Origin of the sequence: Kosakonia sp. YIM B13571 (genome assembly GCF_042788095.1) — a bacterium.
GTDB classification, from domain to species: domain Bacteria; phylum Pseudomonadota; class Gammaproteobacteria; order Enterobacterales; family Enterobacteriaceae; genus Kosakonia; species Kosakonia quasisacchari.
This window is the reverse complement of the sequence record NZ_JBHZPL010000006.1, coordinates 90,815-109,951: the sequence shown is the minus strand read 5'-3', so window position 1 is coordinate 109,951 and position 19,137 is coordinate 90,815. Positions and strand designations below refer to the sequence as shown.

The following is a 19,137-nucleotide window of genomic DNA, read 5'->3' as shown; positions in this document are numbered from 1 at the left end:
AAGTGTGAGTATGATGCTCCCGATAAGTGTTTTTACTTTCACAATGTGTCCTGTCGTATCCCAGAGTTACCTCCAGGTGTAATACCGGTAATCCAGATGTCATTTTTATTAGTTTCAACGGCTATTATTTGTGCCGCTCCTGAACGAGCAACTAGTGAGGATATTGCCACCGTTAGCCAGGGAGCAGACACACCGCAATAACCGATGAAATCATCTATGTTTTTATGATTTTCAGTCATATTGAGAGATAAGTTGTTTTCTTCACACGCAAAATGCCACTCTCCACTTTGTGAGAAATTCAATCCAGTAATCCAACTTCCCTTAATCTCTTCTGGTGATAATTGACTCCAGAGCAGTGCCCGTGAAAGTGTTTTCGTCAGAGAATCATTTTTGTATTTTTCAGGCCTGCGTAATTGCACGGCCTCAGGAATATCCAAGTGTTTTCTGTTCAGCATTAATGTCAATGTTATTGCTTCGCCTTCACCTTCGCTGGGGGCTTGACGTATTTCTGCGGTGATAGATAAAAGTAATGAAGGTTTACGCCAAGTATTATCAAGCCAGCTATCGAACGCTTCAAACCCATTGCCCTTGAATAAAACGAAAGAACGTCCGGTCTCTGATAAAATAAGATCTGAAACGATTGGTAATGCATCAGGGATCCCCGGCGTATCAAAGTCAGTTATCAACCAACATGCAATGTCCGATGGGATTGTTGCAAGTACAGGTCTAATTTGTGTAACAAGTGTTTTAATGGCTACGCAGAATTCTGCCGATTGATACTCTTCAAACCCAGGCAATTTTGAATGTCGGATATGGTTTCCATCTCTTGTTTTTTGTACTTGTATGATTGGATAAGAGGATTGTATTGCAGAAAGTATTTTATCTGTTCTGCTTCCAGACTGCGTTATTACACCTGAAGCAATAAGCCATGCAAAACGCTGCCCACGTAAAATTTCTTCATTCCAGAGCGCATTGCGATTAGCATTCCAGGACTCTGCCCAAACCTGGTCTGTTTTGTATGCAATGCGACGAAAGCTAAAAAAAATACCCCACACGCAAAGAGGAAGGCCAAGAGCGGTAAACCAGAAAATAAGCCCCCCTTTCATACCAGCCCAAAATAAAAATGACAAGAGGTAGCCTACTGCCATAAAAAACACCAATAACATTAACCACTTACGTATATTCGGGCGGTTAACTTTGAGGACTTCCGCAGGGACCTCATCCAGAAACACCGGCATATTTATGCTACCTTACCCGCCGAAAATGAGCTGATCAACGTACAGCCACATCCGCATTTATGGCCATGGAACGCAACGGGAATCCCCTGATCTAGATAGTTTGGATTTCCCTCAATGATTGGTGTAGACCCATGTCCATCTTTTGGACATGAAACCTTATCTCCTTTACGTGCGACACCAATGCCACCAAACTTCATCGTGCAGAATCCTGTTAACACAGCGCCACCATGCGTGGTTTTATCACCAATACGAACGATCGCTAACATAGCTATATATCCCTAAATTACATCTATGGTTTCACTTAACAAATAAGAAACACTAACTCACTGTTTTATTCTGTAATTACAATGCATGTCCTTTGCATAGATATAACTAACATTTAATCATTTTTTATCCGTCAGCACGTAATTTTTCGTGCCGTCAAGATCATCCCCCTAGATTTGAAATTAAAGCCTGCCGCCTAAGCATTTCCAGTATTAAAACAACACTAGTAAAATATCTCATGAAAGAAAAATCATCGTAATGGCCGTCAAAAGTAGCCAAACTAATCATCAAAAAAAACAATAATGCAGACTAAAAACAATAAAAATGACCACCACTAATACTGCGTATCAAATAGCACATATAACTTTGTGCCTGTATTATCCTTATCAAAATAATAATTAGTGGTTTCGGAATCCATTACAACAGATATACTTAGCTTGTCTTTGTTAATCCATTTATAAACGACAGAACCACCATTTATTTTATAGCTATCATTATTGTCAGGTGGATTATTTTTTAAGTTACCAGATATATTTTTATCAAATGAGATAAACTTCCCATAAGACTCCTTTACATCCATATTGTCAAATACACAAATATACTTAGACGCACTATCAAATTGGCGGCCAACATTTTCATTATGACAGTATTTATCCCAATTATTCTTTGGATGCAAAGTATTATCCTGAGGTGCAATTACATCGCTCTGCTTATAAAAAACAATATAACTCTGATCGGTAATAAACAAATTACTCCCAGTCTTTACAATTTCATCATAAGGAGCTGGACACTCTTTACCAGGAAACAATGATGTGATTTCATAAATATCCTCTGGGAACTGAATATTTTCATTTTTGAATAGCATACTATACATGCTTGCCACCTTAGTCGACATGAAGTATGAAATAGCACTTTTCTTCAGCTTAATATATTCCGTAGAGCATACATTTCTTTTTTCCAAAAAATCATTGGTTATTATTAACTTATTGCCCTCAACATTCAAAATGGACTTATTGTAAATCATATTAAGATGATTGATTATATCGCTATTATGCTTACCAAAAATATCATGCTCTGAAACTTTATCAAACACCCAGCGAGTCCTTTGTGTATCATCATCTGAATGTGCAACACCTGAAAGTAATGATATCAGTAATAAAAAAACAGAATGGATTCGATTACACATATTTATCCTTGTGAAATTAATGTGATGAATCATAGATATTATGCAAAAATAAATTTTGCTCCGACCGCCGTCTTGCGACAAGACCACTCAGGCCACCATTTGTTATATCAAGAAATTCGGCCGAAGCCCCTTCATAATCGGCTTGATTGAGCTTTGAATTTAGCAATGGCGCCTTTCGCATACTACCCATGTTAAAAAGTAGACTCACTAACGCATCAAATTCGTGCTGGAATAGAACCACATTGACCTTTTCCTTAAGTTCGGCAACATAGCCAGAGACTCTCCCATCGAATAATTCATCTGCTTTAGAAATAGATATTCCATTTTTAAATTCATCTGGCAATATAATATCTTCACATTTTGTTCTGGCAATCAAATGTCCATATCCGATAGAACAAAACCCTTCCGAATCATTATATGCTTCCGGCTCAAATAACTCCCATCCTTTGATAAAAGACTTCCCTTCATTTGACAATGTTAAATTCTCGATAGAAATTCTCTCACCAACCTCTGCGAGAACTTCTTCAAATGTATTTTTATACCCTTCCATTAATATATCAATAGGATCGTGCAGGTCATCACGGCGCTGGAATGGCGGGTTTGGTGTATTATTAGGCGGTGGTACATCTCCACCTCCCAGATAGTATTCAAAATGAAGCATATAAACTACTTGACCTGGGATAATATTTGGATGCTGGCCTGTTAATGGATTAATCATCAAACCTGTTTTAGCAAGGGCAGAGCCTTGCATTACATGCTGACCAGTATGAACAATGATACTACGTGGATCGACTTCACCATATCTGATGTAAAAATGCTGGCCATTCTCAGTCGTATGTTCAACGGTAATCTGCCAAGTGCCATAATAGTAGTGAGTAATACTCCTGATTACTCCATTGCATACAGCAACAATTTCTGTAGATGGACCTGTATATAAATCACGAGCAGCATGTTTCCTATTACCATTAGAACGACTTCGTCCAAAAATCGCCTGAGATGCATTACTGTCACTTAATGACGCTGCCCAATAATATTGTTTCCAGACACCTTCGATATCATTTTTAGGTTTAACTTTCAGAGGGAAAATGACTTCCTTACTTTTATTCTGAGATATTGCGAATAAAAAGGCTACCGGATGCATATGCCACGGCTCAGCCACCATCCCGGAAACCGACTCCATCCACTTCATCTTCTCGATAAAGATTTCTGTATACGTTTTCCATACAGCCAGAGACGGATCCGTAGTCAGTGTATCCAGATACGTTTTCCAGTAGGTATCGTCCTTTCCGTAGTACCATTCGCTGGGGTGCCTGACGATAATGCGGTAGAGATGATCGCGGTAAGACGGGTTATGCACAGCCTGCAAATACTCTTGCTCAGAGTATTGTCCGTCATTATTGGAGTCGATCTGCTTCAGAAGACGATTGTAATTATACTGGTTCATCGCCCTGCTACTGTCCGTTTCATTCTGCGCGGCTTGATAGAGTTGTTTAAGGATCCCCTTTACAACGTTGTCAGGGTGATGGATACCATCTATCAGGTCGAAGCTTTCTGGTGCCTTATCCAAAGTGGCAAATCCCAGTGAAGTCAGGTCGAATTGTGCCACTTTTTTCACATCACTCGCAGCCATCCAGCCGCCTTCTGGTCTTACCTGGTAATACGCTGCATTGGTATTATCCGTCAGTGCCTTCCCATCAGCATCCACACCAGGCACTGTTGAACGGGTCAGTATGCCAGGTGTACGGCTTTTACGCTCAGTGCTCGCCATTTTACCCGACGCATCCGGCATAAATAATGTGACCCCTTCTGCATAGTTCAAGTATGCAGGATTGTCTTCCCCAACTTTGTCGGGGTTGGTCAGGAAGGTAGGTAGCTTATTGTCCGGGCTCAGACATTCAATGTGCACCTGGTAACGTGAGCGTTTGCCGTTTTCTTCCGGTAACTCGTAAAAACCAAGATGACCAATGCTGTCTCCGGCACTGATATACACAGGCGTTTCAGGGGCCACAACTTCGCCGAATTTTCCCTGTTCCTGTGACTGCTTACCCTCTGCGATAAGATTGTCATTGTCCGAAACGACCCAGACCCGGTCACCTTTTTTTAACACCCCATTATCCCTGCCCAGGGTCACAAGGTTGAAAATACGATTATCAGTTGGTCGGGTAAATGAGGAGATGCCCGGATCAACCGTAATGGGAAAATCTTTCGGCAGCCTACTCCGATCAGAGCCTGCACTTACATCCTCAGTGCTGAAATAAGCTTTCAGAACCGTACTGGTTTTATAACCCTGCTCACTGTTGGTCCCGGCATGATAGGCTGGCGAACATTTTTTCCACCAGGAAGGCTGTGTAGCCTTACCGTAAAGTGGTTTCAACCAGCCCCTGTCTGATACCGTCCAAACTTTATCACCAGCCGCCAGCGAGCCGATATCATTCATAACCGTCACCTCACAAAACTGGCGGCGATGATGGCCTGGATGTGCAGAAGTCATTAGCTTGTCACTCACCTTCACCTGAGTGCCCACAGGTAACGAGCCCATTGCCGTACCCGTACTCACCTGCTCCGGGGAGGTGTAATAAGACTGACCTTTTGCTGTCTCTCGGAGATTTATATCCACCTCGCCGTAAGCTGAGACGGGAGCCAGATTCATATAAAGCGTATGAAACGTCAGTCCGCCGGACGTATTTTCTCCTGGCTGGATGTAATGTTTAACTAGTACAAATGATGTTGAGAAGTAAAGTTTATCTCCACGCCATGCAATGAAGTCGTAATCCTCACAGACGCGATATGCCACAATTTCACCGTCAGCCATACACCTGACAGCCTGTGCCCCGTCATAAGGCTTGTTTACATAATTCAGTTCAGAAGGATTGCTTCCGGTTAACGCGCACCACGGCGCGCTGGCATCAGTAATATGAATGCCGCCATGCCACATACCCTGACTGCCGACCAAATAAAGACCTGAGCTCTCACGGCCCAGAAGACTTAACAGTTCTTCCGAATTTCCGAATACCTTACCTTTTCCATTGGCTGGTATCGGGAAGGTGATTTTTGGTATTGAAGCCATCGTTTTCCTCCCTGTTATTCACTGGCCCATTTGGCGGAATTTTTTCCAGTAACACTAATATCGGTTTTTCTAAAGTCTGGGGTTTCAGCGAGAAGGGTATTCCCTGTTCCAGGGACAAGATAATTCGAAGCCCTGGTAATAAAGTCCCCCTTAGTCCCATGTTCAATTCCACTTTCGCTTAGCTTCAGGTAGGAACCACCACCGTTCAGCGTCAGGGTTTTCGGAGTGCTGATGGTGATTTCATCTTTACTGCTGGTGATCGTGAACTGCTGGTCGGCGCTCATCTCAAGCGTGCTGTGCTGTGCGCGTACTTCTACGTTGCCCTGATTAGCAATGATCTTCGCCCCCGCTTTATGGGCAAACAGCCCCAGGGATTGCTCTGCGCTCACCGTGACATTCTTCATTGCTCCGATATCAACATGCTGCCCTGCGGTGACCATGGTGTTTTTCGTGCTACTCAGTTGCAGATGTTCGCCAGAGGTAAGGGCAATTCCTTGCGGAGCAGAAGCCAGCACCACGGCGGACTGCAAATCTTTCAGGCGGTTTTGGATCAAATTGTTCTGTGTTTGAATATCGCATGTCAGTGCTTTCGCCTGTTCGGCAGCCCCGTTCAATGCCTGCATCTCGCTGTTGGCCTGGATTATCTGGCTGACCGCCTGGTTCATCTCCAGCACCTGCCCCAGGCCTTTGGTCTGAGCATCCGCTGTCAGGTAAATCCCACGGGCAGCACGCACGGCACCAAACTCATCGGTGCGCAGTTCAAAACCCGCACCGCGCTTTTCGCGCCGGGCACCAACCAGATGGCCGATATTGAGCTGGGTCTTGCCGAACTCCGTCGCGAGCTTGATGTGCTCTTGCTGACGCTTATCTTCCATGCGGAGTTTATTGTTCGCAGGCGTTCGCAGGACGTTGCGTGTGTGATTATCGTCAGTGACGTGATCCGGGTGTTCAGAATCGTGTTGGGCATGGGCGATATACGGACGGTCAGGATCCCCCGCATCGAACATCACCGACACTTCGGTTCCGTCGAGCAGTGGCGCATGGAAGCCGTAATTGTCTCCGGCATACGGCTTCGCCATACGTAGCCACAGATAGGCATAACCCTGTTCGTTGTCGCTGCGGTCGAAATCCAGTTTAGTGCGATAACGGCCCTGATTGTCCAGCCATGCATAGGTATCGCCTTTCTCAGTGCTTTCCACGCGAGCAGGCAATGTACCGGCAATCACTGGGCGATTATGTATCGGCGGGCGATAGCACACGGCTTCGCTGTAAGGGATGCCGGTAAAGGTCATCTTAAAGCTTTGCTTACGCGAACCACTGCTTTGCACGCCGATGATGACGATGCCGTCTTTTAGGCTGGCAGGAAGCGCTCCCAACGGTTCAAGTACCTCGCCCGGAGCCAGCATTGGGCTGGTTGTTTTACCAATGACCGACTGCTGTGCATTCAGAATACGTTCATGACGCAATCGGGCATAGTACGCCCCACTCTCTGGAGTGTCGGTATCACCTTCGCTCAGAAAAGGTTCTGCGTAGTGATACACCTCGCCTGTAGTGATGCCATCCGTGGTGTTGACAGACGCAGAGCTGTCCTGTGGCGTCAACGCCTCGCGGTAGTTGTAATCACGGTTGGCTACGCTTTCTGACACCACCTGATGGTCAGTTTTAATATCCCATACGCTGAGCTGCCCATTATCGCTGGTGCGTGACGGCGGGATCAGCGGCAGAGTTACACCAAACTGGTAATACTCTGGGCTGTCCTGGAAAATCACCACATCCTGTTCGAGACGACCATCCATTTCAAAGCGCCAGAAGATGCCGACTTCAGCCAGTAAACGCTGCACAAATTCGAGGTCAGTTTCTCGCCACTGGGTGATCAGTTCACGTGCCGGATAATTCTGCGACAGACGGAACTCAAAATCAGCGCCTTCCAGCCCGTGTGAACGCAGAATTTTTTCCACCACTTCAACAACGGACTGATTAAGGTAAATCTCGCTGCGCTTTGTGTACTGCAACAGCGCGATGCGCGGCACAATCTTCAGCGTGTACCAGGTTTCATCAGCAGAAGTCGAAAGGCGCTGGAATGTCTGAACTACGCCATAAACAGTACGCAATGGTGTGGCTGGCATGCCGTTATACAGCGGAACCTGGAGCGTGAACGACGCCGGTTTAAGCAGCATGCTGTCGCTGGCAATATCGCCTTCGGTGCAGGTCACTTTAACGGTGTAATGCCACGGTTCGCTGAGCTTTTCTTCCGCCTTAAAATTGAAGACATCCAGAAAGTGCGGGCACTCGTGAACAACCAACTTGTAGCGGGACATACCCAGTAGTACGTCGGTTTTTTCCTTCGTCAGGGCAATCACGGAATCACTCATCCTTTTAATCCTCTCTCCCGCACTTTCTCGGTAGTCAATGTCTACATAAATAAATGCCGTAAATTAAAAAACTTATTCATTATCGCCAGTTAAATAGGAAATTCTTTCATTAGTCATTTTTGTCTGGCACTGGTAAATATTAACTCGCTGCTGCATATTAATTGTTTCCGCTTTGCCATCTGAAATTTTTCCGCATTTCGTCACTTTGTTATTAACCCATGCAATCTGTTCTTTCTTCATTGAGTTTCGTACTGAGTCGGGTAACTCTTTCCATACAGCATTCAGTTCACGATCGGCGCTTGCATAGGCAGACTGTGCTGAATTCAACGAACTCTGTGAAAGAATACTAATAATCTGATCCTTATTTACAGCCAGTACACTCATATTGAACATGGCAGCTGAAACGTCAGCCCTGTTGAAGTTACTAAAAAGTATATCTTTATTATTATCAGCAAGTTTGGCTTCATAGGTGACACCATTCCATGTAACGCCGCTGTTGTTTACCTTTCCATTTCCGCCTGTGACATACTGCAAATAATGAGGGACCTTGCTTACCACATCCAACGTATCTTGTGGAATCTTAATTGAAATAGTCGCTCTGCAATCCAGACCATAGCCTCCTACGCCTGACGTTGAGACATTCGTAACGTCTACTTTCATGCTATTCAACATATTCTGGTAAACGAAAACCGGTTTATCGTAATTAAACTTAGTCTTTGTGATAAAACTGCTTTGCAACATACCCGATGCTTCATCATTTATATATCCAGCAAGCGCTTTTACTGCATCATCCCTGCCACATTTAAAATCGTTTGAATCAAACAACCCGGCATTTGCTGCATTAGAAAATGCTGTAATAACGGTTAATAAAGCCATTTTTTTTAACATTTTTTAATTTCCCTTTTTTAGATACTGATTTAGTTTTGTAGATTCTTTATCGCTTACCCGACGCCAAACACCAGTTCAATTCCCTCGACCTCATTCCAGCCAAGCGTCAGCATTTTCGGCTTCTGCTTCGCGGCTATATGGGTAAGCAACTGCTGGCTCAGCACTGGCAGAATTTGCTGGTTGAGTAAGCTGTCGACGTTTCGCGCGCCGGTATCAGGTAGCAAGCAGGCGGACGTCAGAGCGTCATACAGGCTCTCGTCGATATATGTGGTCAGACCGTAATGGCGGTGCAGGCGTTTGCTCACCTGGATGAGTTTCATTTCCACAATGGTGCGCATCGCGGCTTGCGCCAGCGGACGGTAAATCACCGTCTGGAAGCGGGCGAGCAGCGCAGGCTGGAAATGGTCGCGCAGGGTCGGGCGCAACAACTCATGCAGATCGCCTTCGCTGGCTTCCGGCTGTTCATCAAGCCGTTGCATCAGGTGGTCGCTGCCGAGGTTTGAGGTCATCAGAATGACGGTGTTGCGAAAGTCGATTTCGCGACCTTCGCCGTCGCGCATAAACCCGCGGTCGAAAACCTGATAGAACAGGTTCATCACATCACGGTGGGCTTTCTCCACTTCATCCAGCAGCACCACGCCGTAAGGACGCTTACGCACTGCTTCGGTCAGAATGCCGCCCTGACCATAGCCGACATAGCCCGGAGGCGAACCTTTCAACTGGGAAACCGTGTGCGGCTCCTGGTATTCGGACAGGTTGATGGTAACTAGCGACTTTTCGCCACCGTACAGCACATCGGCGAGCGCCAGTGCCGTTTCGGTTTTCCCCACGCCGCTTGGGCCAACCAGCAGGAACACGCCCTGCGGACCGTTCTCGGAAGTGAGGCCTGTTTTCGCCGCACGCAGGCGTTGCGCGATGGCGGTGAGCGCAACATCCTGCCCGACCACACGTTTGCCGATTTCATTTTCCAGGGTCAGCAGTTCGGTCTGCTCGTCTTTCATCAGCGAAGAGAGCGGCACACCGGTCCAGTCGGCAATGACGTTAGCAACAGTGCGCACGTCCACATCCACGGAGAGAAGCGGGTTGCTGTGCTGCATGCCGCTCAGTTCCTGTTGCAGCGTGTGAGTTTCACTCTGGCGGGAAATATCCTGGCGGTTCGCCAGCAGTTGTTCGGTGAGCGCGAGTTCCTGGCCGTATCGGGCTTCCAGTTCATCGAATTCAGCAGTCAGGCGCACTTCTTCTGGCTCAATCACCATCAGGCGTTCACCGAGACTCTGATTCCCGATGGCGATGTCTTCCAGCAGTGCCTGCTTCTCCATTTCAAGCGCTGTAATTTGCGAGCGGAGGCGAGTCAGTTGTTCCGGCACGGTATCGAGACTCATGCGTACGCGGGCGCTAGCGGTATCGAGCAGGTCAACGGCTTTGTCCGGCAACTGACGGCCCGTCAGATAGCGACGCGACAGCGTGACGGCGGCACGCACGGCATCGTCAGTGATATGCACGTTATGGTATTCGGCGTAGCGGGATTTCAGGCCGCGCAGCATCAGACAGGCAGTGTCGTCATCCGGTTCGTCCACTTTCACCATCTGGAAGCGGCGTTCCAGCGCCGCATCGCGCTCGAAGTATTGTTTGTATTCAGACCAGGTTGTCGCGGCAATGGTACGCAATTCACCACGCGCCAGCGCCGGTTTCAGCAGATTTGCCGCATCCGCGCCACCTGCCTGGTTGCCCGCGCCAATGATGGTATGTGCCTCGTCGATAAACAGCAGAATTGGCACCGGCGACTGCTGCACGGCGTCAATGACATTTTTCAGGCGCTGTTCAAATTCGCCTTTCACGCCTGCGCCCGCCTGCAACAACCCAAGATCGAGGGTACGCAGAACGACGGGTTTGAGTGATTCAGGCACGTTGCCTTCGGCAATCCGCAGCGCAAGGCCCTCCACCAGCGCGGTTTTACCGACACCCGGTTCCCCCACCAGAATCGGGTTGTTCTTGCGACGGCGTGACAGAATGTCCACCATCTGGCGGATTTCAGTATCACGACCAAACACCGGATCGATTTTGCCCTCTTTCGCTTTAGCGGTGACGTCGAGGGTGAATTTATCCAGTGCGTTCTGCAACGCCGCGCTCAGTTCACCCTCTTTTGCCTCTGCGCCGTCAGGACGCCCGACAAGCTCCACATCGCCGCCATGGCTCTGGGCCAGCGCTGCATCCTGCTGCACTTCCGGGCGTTCGTCAGACTGTGCATCCAGCAGCGGGCGCAGGCGCTCTAGCTGGCTCTGGCCCAGCGTCAGCAGAGGCCACAGGCCATCGCAATGAATCAGCGTCGGGCTTTCAACCAGCGCAATCAGCAGATGCAGGCTGCGGATTTTTTCTTCGCCCTGCAACGACGCTATCATCCATGCCTGTTTCAGCAACGTGTTGAGAGAGTTCGCCAGCTGTGGCCGGCTGCGTACCGAGCGCGGAAGCTGGTCCAGCCAGCCCAGCAGCGCCTGCCACATACTGTCCATATCCCACTCGTAGCGCCGCGCCAGCACCGTGAGATCACCTTCGCCCTGCTCCAGCAGTTTCAGCAGCCAGTGTTCGGGCAAAATTTCCGCATGGGCACGGGACTGACATAGGGAAGCAGCCCCCTCCAGCGCACGGGCGCAGTAAGGATTAAGGCGACGTAACAGGGCGGCTGAGTTTTCCATTTGTCTCTCTCTTAGGTTGTGCCGGGTACGCTACCGCCCATCGCTTTCCCTTTTGACAAGGAACCCAAAGCGCATCAGGTCAGGCAGGCAAATTGTGTGATTCTTTGCTGAAAGCCCGCGGCGGCAGACAGTCAGCAAAAAAGAAAAAGCGGACAGGGGGGACTGTCCGCTTGCGACTTATGCAGTGGCGCGTTCGTTCCAGGAATCGGAATGAATGATGTTGCCGTCTTTGTAGGTCCAGGTAATTTTTTCGTAGCGCAGTTCGATCTGCTCGAGGTGGTTGTGCTTCTCGTAAGAAGGATCTTTGATGTCGTGCATCACCGGATTCACTTTCACCACTTTCACGTTTTCCAGTTTGGTGTTGAAGTACTCCACTTCCTGGCCTGCGTCGTTGATTTTGTACCACTTGAATTCCGCAGACTTCAGGGTCTGGCCGGTCGTCACCGCCTTGTAGAGATACGGGCTGGAAGAATCGATTTCCTTAGTGAACAGGAACGGGGTGTGGATACGTGTACCGGTCAACTTGCCGGTGTTGTTGTCCGTCGGGATGTACAGGTTGTGCTGCTGTGCAACGACTTCGATGCTGCCTTCGCGATCCTTGACGTCCACAGACCCTTTGATGTCCGCACCGCCATCGTCTTTCAGCCAAAGATAAACAGGAATTGCCATGGAATTACTCTCCATTGTGTTGTGATGCGCCATCATCCTGTGATGACGCTGAGGGTTTGCCCGGTAATTGGCAGGCATCAACCTGCGGTACCAGACTGATTTCGACACGGCGGTTGAGCGCGCGGCCTTCCGGGGTGTCATTGGTTGCAATGGGGCGACGTTGACCGTAGCCCTGCACCGCAAAACAGCTTTCTGGTACGTCACCGGTGTCACGCATCCAGTCACGTACCGCTTCGGCGCGTTTCATCGAGAGCATCTGGTTAAGCCCTGGATTGCCGGTGTTATCGGTATGCCCCGCCACCACAATCAGCCAGCCCGGTTTGGCCTTAATGCCTACCAGGGAGTTGACCAGCAGTTTGGTAGAACAAGACTTGAGGTCAGACTTACCCGAGTCGAAAAGCGACATGCTGTCGAGGCGGATAATCTTCGGCACCGCTTTTAGTTGTGGCGGCGGTGGCGGAACCCAGGTATCAATGGCCTGCTGAACGCTCAGCCACAAACGCTCGCCGGGATAGAGTCCCAGACCGTAACGCTGCGGCTCGCCCTGGCGCTGCCAGCGTTCCAGCAGCAAGGCATCCTGTTGCAGGGCCTGTAGTGATTGCGCTTTCGGTGCGTAGTGCGTCATCGGAATGGCGTACCAGCGCTGCAGATCGGCAGCAATCCGCCCAATAAGGGACTGGTTATGCAGAACGGACAGGCCAAGCGCACTGACGATGCAAAACAGCAGGAACATCACCACACAACACCCGGTTCTCCCGCCCTGAAGAGGCATGGTATAAGGTGCAAGCAGCGGCAGAAGCGGATCGGGAAAATGCCACAGCGCTGAATACGTTGAATTGGATGCCGGGGGTAACAATTTCGAATGGCGAAACAACCACTGCGGCCAGATAGCTTCGGCCTCAGTACGCAGAGCCCCACTGCGCACAACCACTGCAAACGGCGTGACCGCCGGAGACAGCCTGTCCGCTTTCATCAGTTCATCCATCACCACCTGTTGCAGCAAGCTAATCGCATGAGACAGATATGGCATACGGGTCACGTTGTCAGGCAGAGTTCGCCACGCCTCCAGTGTCTGCACAGGTTCATCAGTTGGGCAGACCAACGGCGTTTGACCCCGAATCACAATCCACGGCGTTTCCGGCCCGGAAAACTCGCCAGCCAGCACGACAGGGGGCAGATAGCCGGAAAGATTTTTCAGCTGTTTCACCTGTTGACGCAGTACCTTCAGAGAAACACGCAGTCGCCCTTCATCCTCGTGCAAATCGGGCAGGCAGCGGAACATCACCACCAGTTGCCCGGCCATACGCGGTTCACGCGCGAGTAAACACTCAGCAAATTTGCTTAACTGATCCGTTGAACCCACTTTGAGATAGCAGCCCTGTGCCGTGGTTCGGCATGTACCATCCACAAACAGTTGATCGTCAATATCGCCGCATACCAACAGAACCGGACCAGTGAAGCCTGCTGGCGGAGAAACACTCTCATCAACATACTGCCCGGCAGGCTGCTGGCGGCGATAGCGGCAACACATCAGCAACAGCGCCACAATGAGCCCTGTCAGCGTCAGCACACTGTTGGTCAGTACGGAGACATTCAGAAAACCCCAAATCACCCAGAGCGTGGCAGCCAGACAAATCAGCACCGGAAACGCAGCCCGTGACAGTGCAGATTTTCGCATCAGCGCAGCTCCGGTAATTGCTGGTGCAGAAGGTCCTTCAGCCACAGGTGACTGCCAGCCCAGACCAGTGCCGTGAGAAGTGCCGCCAGGATTATCCAGAATCCTACGGAGCGCAGGATTTTGTAGCGGCGCTTATCGATTTTCTGTACGACCAGGTCAACGCTAGCCTCCAGCGGTGGTACGCACTCATTAAGAGCCGCAATCACCTCTTCTCGCTGCGTCTGTTCGGCACCGGAGAGCGCGAACTGTCCCTGGAACCCCAGCGCAAGAACACGCTGGTAGCAGGTCAGTACCGCAGGAACCGGTGACGGCTGGCGTAGCACTTGCGCAATGCGGTCATATAAGGCTCCCCCCGCACGCAACGAACTAAAGTAACGGGCCTGCAACGGCGCGGCGCGCCAGGCTTTGATGCCTTCGTCCATGTCGGCCTTCTGCTGTGCCTCCGTTGCAGATTCAGAGTCCGGTAAATCCGCTTCTGCACCATCAGACACGGGCTTACGGTTCATCACCGCTTCATCCAGTAGGGCACACTGTGCATAGGAAATATGCGCGATGCTCTCGCTATCGTAACCAGCTCGCTCCAGCGCTTCGCGTACGCTTTCCACCTGTGCACAACAGTTTGTATAGAGCGCCTTGCCATCGGGAGATCTGGCGCCGTGTCGCAGCTGAGCCACGGTGAGCCAGGTGTCCGCCATCAGGCCGTCGATATCAATATCCTTTCTCATGAGCGCAGTACCGCAAACAGTTCAAGTTCAAGCTCGCCCAGCAATGACGGTACGTAGAACAGACACACCCCTTGTTCCAGCATCTCATGCGCCGCACGGCTCTCCATATCCAGCACGAAGTACTGATTTTCCAGGCGCACCGGCAGTGCCGCAGGAACATGGGTGAGAGGGATAAGACCAATACCTTCCATTGCCACGCTGGTAATTTGGCCCACGTCATCCGGGGTACCGGCCATAGCCATTTCGGTAAATTTCTCGGCCACCTGCCAGGCAGGCAGGTTTGAACGGACAGACAGGTAAAAATCGGCTTCTTCGCGCAGCCGAATATCGTGCAATACCGCTTTCCAGGTCTGCTCGTCCAGGCGGGTCATATTCACGGCAATAACACGCGACGGCAGGCTGGCTTCCAGCAGCTCACTAATAAGTTCAAATAGCGGCGGAAAAGTGTTTTCCGGGGTGCGATGGTCATAGCCCGGGATCGCATCCAGATCGCGATCCAGTGAAAACGTCAGCAGGCTGCCAGCAAGTCGCGCCAGCTCTACCCATACCTGTTCAGGATGACGGGCCGGGAAGCGTTCGAACTCAGTCAGCACACGGGCATGCGTATTCAGCGCATTCAGCAACCAGAACAACGAGACATCGGCAACCGCAAAGTCCGCCATGCGATCATTGCTTTCGCGACGCATCGCCATCAGACGCTGGCGTCGGGAACGCAACTGGCGGTTTAGCAGCACCAGACGTTCGCATAACAGGTTGCTTGCAGAGAATATTGTCATCGGCGGCACAAAGTCCGGATCCTGACGCCAGCCCCCTTGCCCGTCAGGCAACAGACGAGCTACTGCACAGGTCTGCCAGGCATCGTTACTTTCGTGATCAAAACGGAACGCAAGGTTGAAACGGGCCACTGCCATCGGCTCTTCCTCCTGACCGAACACATCCTGAACTGTCACCCACTCTTCGCGATAGCGCAGTGGGCGTTCGGCTGGCACGGCTTCCATCTGGACATTAACAATGCCGGGTTGCATCACCGGCAGCGCAATCAGCACCGTCATACTGCCCGCCCGCCCGGAATCCGCCAGCACGACTTCCCTCGGCTCAGGCGGTAAGTCGCTGTGTTGTGTATCAATCAACGTGCCATCCGGAAGCCACAAACGCAGGGTCTGCACCTGCACCCGACCAGACGCGAGAAGTGCGTCATTGAGCTCTACACGTTCAACACCCCACGGAAAGGGGTTGTAAAGCTGGGACAGTCCGGCACGTACAAAAGATTCCCACTCGGACTGCTGCTGAAACTGCTGAGGGGCCAGCAAGGCCCCTTCATTCCATAACGGGCGATAAATCTTCATCCCAGGTATTCCCTCGCCTTATGACTTGGCTTTCGGCATCTGGGATACCAGTGACAGGTTGACGTCCATACCTTCTACCTGGAAATGAGGAATGGCATAGAGTTTGACGCGGAAGAACCCCGGGTTGTCTTCAATGTCCTCCACCACAACTTTGGCATCGCGCAGCGGGTGTGATGCCTGCAACTCATCACCCGGATCGGTCATTTCGGTTACCAGGCTACGCACCCAAGTATTCAGCTCCAGTTCCAATAATCGGCGATCTTTGGTGGTGCCGATGTTTTCGCGCTGAATAAGCTTCAGGTAATGCGCTATACGCGAGAGTAGGAAGATATATGGTAGGCGCGCATTGATACGGCTATTGGCGGTTGCGTCAGCGGTATCGTACAGCGCGGGTTTCTGCGTGGAGTTCGCGGAGAAGAAACAGGCATAATCGCGATTTTTGTAGTACGACAGCGGAATAAAACCGAGATTTGCGAACTCAAATTCACGGGTTTCCGGGATCATCACTTCAGAGGGGATTTTTACCTGGTTGCCCGTACCGAGATCATAAAGGTGAATAGGCAGATCCTGAACCGCACCGCCCGCCTGCGGGCCGCGAATTTGTACGCACCAACCGTTATTGATAAAACTGCGTACCATGTTGGCTGCAAAGGCGAACGAGGCGTTGGTCCACAGGTATTTATCGTGATCCGGCCCTTTCACTTCTTCCACATAGTTAAAGCTTCGTACCGGTACGGTGTCTGGTCCATATGGCAGGCGGCCAAGTACGCGTGGCATCACCAGACCGATATAGCGGGAGTCGTCCGTCTCGCGAAAGGATTTCCACTTGATGTACTCAGCACGGTCAAAGTAGTTGCCAATATCTTTAATCGCTGCCACGTCCTCCATCGCATCCTTAAGGAAGAATTTCGGGCCTGCCGAACCGATAAACGGCATGTGGGCTGCGGCAGATACTTTCGAAATATTGCGTAGCAAAGCGACATCCTGCGCAGACGCATCAAACTCGTAAGCGGAAATGAGTGCTGCGATGGGCTCGCCACCCGGCGTATCATATTCATCGATGTAAGTATGTTTGTATAAACCACTCTGGATAATTTCGGGGCTATCTTCAAAGTCCTGACGCAAATCGTCTTTGGAAAGATCGAGCAGTTCGACTTTGACGTTCTGGCGAAAATCAGTTTTATCCACCAGTGATTTCAGACCACACCACAAACTTTCTACTGCCTGAAACGCCTCATGGTGCATCACCGCATCCAGTTGACGGCTAATCTGGTCATCCAGCTCTGCGATATGGCGGTCAATTAAATTCCGGTCAAGTTTTTCGACTTTCGAACCAGATTTTTTCAGGCATTCCAGGAATACCTGCATCCCTGCGGTCAGGCGCTCATCGGCAGTTGCATCCGACATCGCCTGCGCATCCTGCCAGATATCCAGCGCGCTTAGCGTTGATACCGGGTTCAGATTGATCTTTTCAAATAAAGAGGCATAGACACCTCCCGCTTGCGTGCCTTGTAAAACCACGCTTTCGCCTGTGGCGACACTTTCATTTTGTACAGACATCAACATTCCTTATTCATCTGTTAAAACTTCGCCAGCATTCATGGCTGTTTGGGCGCAAGGGAAGAGAGCTCATCACGCAGTTCTGCGCTGAGAGAGGGATTAAGAAGAATTTTTTCTAATTCCTTTCGGAAAGTCTGATTATCGAGTAAGTTCGCCTTCAGATCGCGAAGTAGATTGCGCATTGCCAGCATAGCTTTGAGCTGTGGAATTTGGCGGGCGACCTCTTCCGGCGTGAAATCTTTCATATCGCGGAACATCAAGCTGATATTCTCTTCGCTACCATTACCCGCCAGTGTATTTTCGACCACAAGGTTAATTTTTGGGGAATAATCAGAAAGAACACTATTAAAGTTATTCTTATTAATATTGACTTTAACGCGTTCACTTAAAGATGCAGTTTCCTGCCCGTTACTAAAATCACCCGTAACCAGTAGTTTCAAAGGTAATTCTGTTTTTTTCTGTGCTCCGCCCGTATGCAGGTCGAGTTTCAGGTTGATACGCGCTTTCGGTATCTCCCGCTGGAAGCTATCGCTCATCGTTCCCTCTCTATTTATTACTTTGTGATATTTGCGCGTAACTGTCCCTGCGCATAACACGGAAACAATAAACCAAAACGTTTCATTTTTTACATCAAATACTAAAGATTAGGAATAAATAAAGGATTTTAATTAATCATTAATACGCGAGGTTATTAATTGATAAGTTAATTAGCGCATAACACTTTCCAGATAATATTGTTGCCGGTAATAAGGCCGCACAATATTTTCAGAAAGCATTCCAGAATGTATTCAAATTTATCGCTAAAGTTTCTTTAACGCCGTCCAAGTTGATAATACGGTACCCGCCGCGTTGTACCCGTCAGGCTATCGAATACATCCGTTTCTGCAGTGCTGATTCTCATCCCTTTCTTTCTGATCCTCGCCACATCTGCCGCCAGCCGCTGAATGCCGAACCAAAACAACGCATCAAGCGCGGTGACCTGAAGGCCGCTATCCAGTGCCAATTTAAGACGTTCGCGCGGGGCTTTAACCTCTTTGGCGATTTGCTGGTACGGCGCAGCCGTAACGTTAGTGGGATCAAGGCGACGAATGCGATTGGAAAAGCGGTAGCTAAAGGCATCCGGGATAGCGCTTAAATCGCTTTTCAAACTGTAGGTACACCCCCAGCGGCTGCCGCTGATAACGGCGGGTTTGCGGCTGATTTGTAGCTCGTCGCGCAGACTGTCGATAAGCTGCGGCGCACGAACCAGCAACAAACGAAAAGGCAGCTCCAGGCTGGTAATGTAATCCACATTTAACAATGCAATGCGTAAACGCTCCTGCGCCCCGGCCTGCGTCTGGCGGCACTCCTCCATGACATCGGCCCACTGGCGCGCCAGACGCGGCGTTTCATCAACCGCAGTGAAACTATATTTTTCAATTTGATAGTCAATGCGCCCGCTCATCTTCGCC

General features: G+C 49.8%; 14 protein-coding genes. All 14 read right to left on the bottom strand.

Going from position 1 to position 19,137, the window contains the following annotated elements:
• Nucleotides 1-38 precede the first annotated feature (38 nt).
• Entirely contained in the window at nucleotides 39-1,238 is a 1,200-nt protein-coding gene (locus ACFX4O_RS15830) for a hypothetical protein (protein ID WP_380210849.1), read from the bottom strand.
• A gap of 2 nt (nucleotides 1,239-1,240) precedes the next feature.
• The gene (locus ACFX4O_RS15825) at nucleotides 1,241-1,504 is read right to left on the bottom strand and encodes a PAAR domain-containing protein (RefSeq protein WP_380210848.1); all 264 of its coding nucleotides are present in this window, start codon (nucleotides 1,502-1,504) and stop codon (nucleotides 1,241-1,243) included.
• 332 nt (nucleotides 1,505-1,836) lie between these two features.
• Complete coding sequence (locus ACFX4O_RS15820; RefSeq protein ID WP_380210847.1) at nucleotides 1,837-2,688, bottom strand: hypothetical protein; 852 nt, start codon at nucleotides 2,686-2,688, stop codon at nucleotides 1,837-1,839.
• 16 nt (nucleotides 2,689-2,704) lie between these two features.
• A complete protein-coding gene (locus tag ACFX4O_RS15815) occupies nucleotides 2,705-5,755 on the bottom strand; it encodes a glycoside hydrolase family protein (RefSeq protein ID WP_380210846.1) in 3,051 nt (1,016 codons plus the stop codon).
• Nucleotides 5,756-5,769: 14 nt separating this feature from the next.
• Nucleotides 5,770-8,127 carry a type VI secretion system Vgr family protein gene (locus ACFX4O_RS15810; protein ID WP_380210844.1) on the bottom strand — a complete coding sequence of 786 codons (2,358 nt, stop codon included), beginning with the start codon at nucleotides 8,125-8,127 and terminating at the stop codon, nucleotides 5,770-5,772.
• A 72-nt stretch (nucleotides 8,128-8,199) separates the two neighbouring features.
• Nucleotides 8,200-9,015 (bottom strand): lysozyme inhibitor LprI family protein, encoded by an 816-nt coding sequence (locus tag ACFX4O_RS15805; RefSeq protein WP_380210843.1) that lies wholly within the window; start codon nucleotides 9,013-9,015, stop codon nucleotides 8,200-8,202.
• Nucleotides 9,016-9,068: 53 nt separating this feature from the next.
• Nucleotides 9,069-11,708, bottom strand: a complete 2,640-nt coding sequence (gene tssH / locus ACFX4O_RS15800) for a type VI secretion system ATPase TssH (RefSeq protein WP_380210842.1) — start codon at nucleotides 11,706-11,708, stop codon at nucleotides 9,069-9,071.
• Between the two features lie 177 nt (nucleotides 11,709-11,885).
• Nucleotides 11,886-12,377, bottom strand: a complete 492-nt coding sequence (gene hcp / locus ACFX4O_RS15795; RefSeq protein WP_131407888.1) for a type VI secretion system effector Hcp — start codon at nucleotides 12,375-12,377, stop codon at nucleotides 11,886-11,888.
• Nucleotides 12,378-12,381: 4 nt separating this feature from the next.
• Entirely contained in the window at nucleotides 12,382-14,055 is a 1,674-nt protein-coding gene (locus ACFX4O_RS15790; protein WP_380210840.1) for an OmpA family protein, read from the bottom strand.
• Nucleotides 14,055-14,780 carry a type VI secretion system protein TssL, short form gene (gene tssL / locus ACFX4O_RS15785; protein WP_380210838.1) on the bottom strand — a complete coding sequence of 242 codons (726 nt, stop codon included), beginning with the start codon at nucleotides 14,778-14,780 and terminating at the stop codon, nucleotides 14,055-14,057. The genes ACFX4O_RS15790 and tssL overlap by 1 nt, the downstream gene beginning before the upstream one ends.
• Nucleotides 14,777-16,126 carry a type VI secretion system baseplate subunit TssK gene (gene tssK / locus ACFX4O_RS15780; protein ID WP_380210836.1) on the bottom strand — a complete coding sequence of 450 codons (1,350 nt, stop codon included), beginning with the start codon at nucleotides 16,124-16,126 and terminating at the stop codon, nucleotides 14,777-14,779. The genes tssL and tssK overlap by 4 nt, the downstream gene beginning before the upstream one ends.
• Nucleotides 16,127-16,144: 18 nt before the next feature.
• Nucleotides 16,145-17,692 (bottom strand): type VI secretion system contractile sheath large subunit, encoded by a 1,548-nt coding sequence (tssC, locus tag ACFX4O_RS15775; RefSeq protein WP_380210834.1) that lies wholly within the window; start codon nucleotides 17,690-17,692, stop codon nucleotides 16,145-16,147.
• 32 nt (nucleotides 17,693-17,724) lie between these two features.
• A complete protein-coding gene (gene tssB, locus ACFX4O_RS15770) occupies nucleotides 17,725-18,222 on the bottom strand; it encodes a type VI secretion system contractile sheath small subunit (protein WP_380210832.1) in 498 nt (165 codons plus the stop codon).
• 275 nt (nucleotides 18,223-18,497) lie between these two features.
• Complete coding sequence (locus ACFX4O_RS15765) at nucleotides 18,498-19,130, bottom strand: helix-turn-helix domain-containing protein (protein WP_380210830.1); 633 nt, start codon at nucleotides 19,128-19,130, stop codon at nucleotides 18,498-18,500.
• Nucleotides 19,131-19,137: the final 7 nt, after the last annotated feature.

Excerpts from the sequence above, each read along its gene's own strand:
- ACFX4O_RS15820 (WP_380210847.1), bottom strand. The coding sequence starts at position 2,688 with ATGTGTAATCGAATCCATTCTGTTTTTTTATTACTGATATCATTACTT.
- ACFX4O_RS15810 (WP_380210844.1), bottom strand. The coding sequence starts at position 8,127 with ATGAGTGATTCCGTGATTGCCCTGACGAAGGAAAAAACCGACGTACTA.
- ACFX4O_RS15805 (WP_380210843.1), bottom strand. The coding sequence starts at position 9,015 with ATGTTAAAAAAAATGGCTTTATTAACCGTTATTACAGCATTTTCTAAT.
- tssB (WP_380210832.1), bottom strand. The coding sequence starts at position 18,222 with ATGAGCGATAGCTTCCAGCGGGAGATACCGAAAGCGCGTATCAACCTG.
- hcp (WP_131407888.1), bottom strand. The coding sequence starts at position 12,377 with ATGGCAATTCCTGTTTATCTTTGGCTGAAAGACGATGGCGGTGCGGAC.
- tssH (WP_380210842.1), bottom strand. The coding sequence starts at position 11,708 with ATGGAAAACTCAGCCGCCCTGTTACGTCGCCTTAATCCTTACTGCGCC.
- tssK (WP_380210836.1), bottom strand. The coding sequence starts at position 16,126 with ATGAAGATTTATCGCCCGTTATGGAATGAAGGGGCCTTGCTGGCCCCT.
- tssL (WP_380210838.1), bottom strand. The coding sequence starts at position 14,780 with ATGAGAAAGGATATTGATATCGACGGCCTGATGGCGGACACCTGGCTC.
- ACFX4O_RS15765 (WP_380210830.1), bottom strand. The coding sequence starts at position 19,130 with ATGAGCGGGCGCATTGACTATCAAATTGAAAAATATAGTTTCACTGCG.
- ACFX4O_RS15790 (WP_380210840.1), bottom strand. The coding sequence starts at position 14,055 with ATGCGAAAATCTGCACTGTCACGGGCTGCGTTTCCGGTGCTGATTTGT.
- ACFX4O_RS15815 (WP_380210846.1), bottom strand. The coding sequence starts at position 5,755 with ATGGCTTCAATACCAAAAATCACCTTCCCGATACCAGCCAATGGAAAA.
- ACFX4O_RS15825 (WP_380210848.1), bottom strand. The coding sequence starts at position 1,504 with ATGTTAGCGATCGTTCGTATTGGTGATAAAACCACGCATGGTGGCGCT.
- tssC (WP_380210834.1), bottom strand. The coding sequence starts at position 17,692 with ATGTTGATGTCTGTACAAAATGAAAGTGTCGCCACAGGCGAAAGCGTG.
- ACFX4O_RS15830 (WP_380210849.1), bottom strand. The coding sequence starts at position 1,238 with ATGCCGGTGTTTCTGGATGAGGTCCCTGCGGAAGTCCTCAAAGTTAAC.